Genomic DNA, 2,134 nt, shown 5'->3' on the forward strand with positions numbered 1-2,134 from the left:
TTATATCTCTAGTTAAACTACCGATTAGCTCCATATAAACTCTAGATAACCTATATAGAATACAAGTTATCAAGGAGGTAAGAAAAATGAATTTTATGAAACGAGCAATTCTCAGTATGAAAAAAAGGATAGGAACATCATTAATTTTGATGGCAGTTTTTCTGATTGTTACAAATTTGGTTCTTTCAGGTTTCACAATCCAAAATGCATCAAAAAAAGCAGCGGATGCTGCAAGAAAAAAACTTGGTGCAGATGTTACTTTAGGTCTTGATTTCGACAAAATAGGTCAAAAAGCTAAGGAAACTGGAGAAATGCCAAATCCGCCGCAGCTCGATGCAAAAGAAACAGATCAATTAGCGAAGTCCAAGTATGTAAAAGATTATAATTACATAGCTAACACTTTCGGTATTTCTGATGGGCTTAAACTAGTAGGAGCTTCAGGAGAAGAAGAAGGAAAAGGTAAAGTGGGAATGACGGCTGCGCGAGGCGGTTCAAGCTCTGGTACAGAAATAGATATGAATGCTTCTTTTATGATTGAAGGAGTTCGCAAGACTGCATTACAAGAAAGCTTTAAAAACGGAAAAAGTAAAATCATTGATGGAAAACCAATAACAGAGCAAATGAAGGATCAGAATGTAGCTTTAATGGAAAAACGATTAGCGGAATTAAACAATTTGAAAGTAGGAGACAAAGTTAAAGTACAATCAGGGGATAAGAAGGAAACTCTTGAGGTTGAAATTATCGGCATTTACGAAACAAATGAGCAAGCAATGGGTCAACAGGCTCCTCCTATTATGAATCCAGCTAATAAACTATATATGCCGCATTCAACTATGAAAAAATTAGAAGTAGACCAAGGTATAAGTAGTGGTCAAGTCGTGTATTTCTTGAATGATCCACAATATATTGATGCATTTAAAAAAGAAGCAAAAAAATCTAACATTGATTTTAATTATTATAAATTAGATGCGCATGATTCATTGTACAAGCAAATGATTGGTCCTATCGAAAATATCTCTTCGACTTCTCAAATGATTATTTATATTGTATCGATTGCAGGTGCAATTATTTTAGGATTAATCATTATGCTATCAATTAAAGGACGTCGTAAAGAAATGGGAATTCTATTGTCTATTGGAGAGAAAAAGTGGAAACTGATAGCGCAATTCGTAGTAGAAGTAGTGTGTGTCGCTATTTTAGCATTTGGATTATCCATAACAACAGGAGCTAAAGTTTCTCAATATATCGGAGATAATTTACTTTCGAATGAAATTGCTACTGCAAGCGAAGAAACAGATACCTCGCAACATGGTACTGTAATGATGGCTGGACCCGGTGGTACTCTACAAAATCAAAAAGAAGATCCAATTGATAAAATTGATGTAAGTGTAACAGGAGAAGATGTAGGAAAAATGGGTGGAATTGGACTAGCTATTGCTATAATAGCAACGCTTCTTCCAGCATTATCTATTCTACGTTTAAACCCAAAACAAATTCTTTTAAAAGATGAATGAGGAGGCTCGATATGGAGACGATTTTACAGTTTAAAAATTTGGATTATTATTATGAAAGTAACGGAAAAAATGTAGCGATACTAGATAATGTTAACTTTTCTTTTCAAAAAGGACATTTCTACACGATTTTAGGACCATCTGGATCTGGTAAAACCACAACTCTGAGCTTAGGTTGTGGACTGGATGTCCCTAAAAATGGTTATGTACTGTATAATGGCAAAGATATTAGAAAAATTGGTTTGGATCGATACCGTAATCAAAATGTATCTGTAATTTTCCAATCTTATAATTTGATAACCTATATGACAGCTCTTCAAAATGTCTTAACAGCAATGGAAATTACAGGTGTTAAAGTGCAAAATAAAACAGCAAGAGCATTAGAATTGTTAGAAAGGGTAGGACTCACAGAAGTTGAAGCGAAACGAAACGTCCTGCAACTAAGCGGTGGACAACAACAGCGTGTAGCAATTGCTCGAGCACTATCTTGTAATGTTGATTTACTGATTGCAGATGAGCCGACAGGAAACCTCGACGAGGAAACTGCAATGGATATAATAGAACTATTTCAAGAACTTGCACATAAAGAGAATAAATGCATTATTGTTGTGACGCACTCACAG

The 2,134-nt window shown here is 34.9% G+C and carries 2 protein-coding genes; both read left to right on the forward strand.

Annotation, left to right across the window (positions count from 1 at the left end; genetic code table 11):
• The first annotated feature begins 86 nt into the window (after positions 1 to 86).
• Positions 87 to 1,514: an ABC transporter permease gene (locus ACQGS6_RS27105; protein ID WP_326318420.1), complete on the forward strand. Its 1,428-nt coding sequence runs from the start codon at positions 87 to 89 to the stop codon at positions 1,512 to 1,514.
• Positions 1,515 to 1,525: 11 nt separating this feature from the next.
• A partial coding sequence (locus tag ACQGS6_RS27110) for an ABC transporter ATP-binding protein (protein ID WP_426965918.1) occupies positions 1,526 to 2,134 on the forward strand: 609 nt, incomplete at its 3' end.

The sequence above is a fragment of the Bacillus sp. GMs2/2 genome, assembly GCF_050172095.1.
In the GTDB taxonomy this organism is placed as follows: domain Bacteria; phylum Bacillota; class Bacilli; order Bacillales; family Bacillaceae_G; genus Bacillus_A; species Bacillus_A cereus.

What these genes read in the sequence shown, in the direction of transcription:
- ACQGS6_RS27105 (WP_326318420.1), top strand. Translation starts at nt 87, where the DNA reads ATGAATTTTATGAAACGAGCAATTCTCAGTATGAAAAAAAGGATAGGA.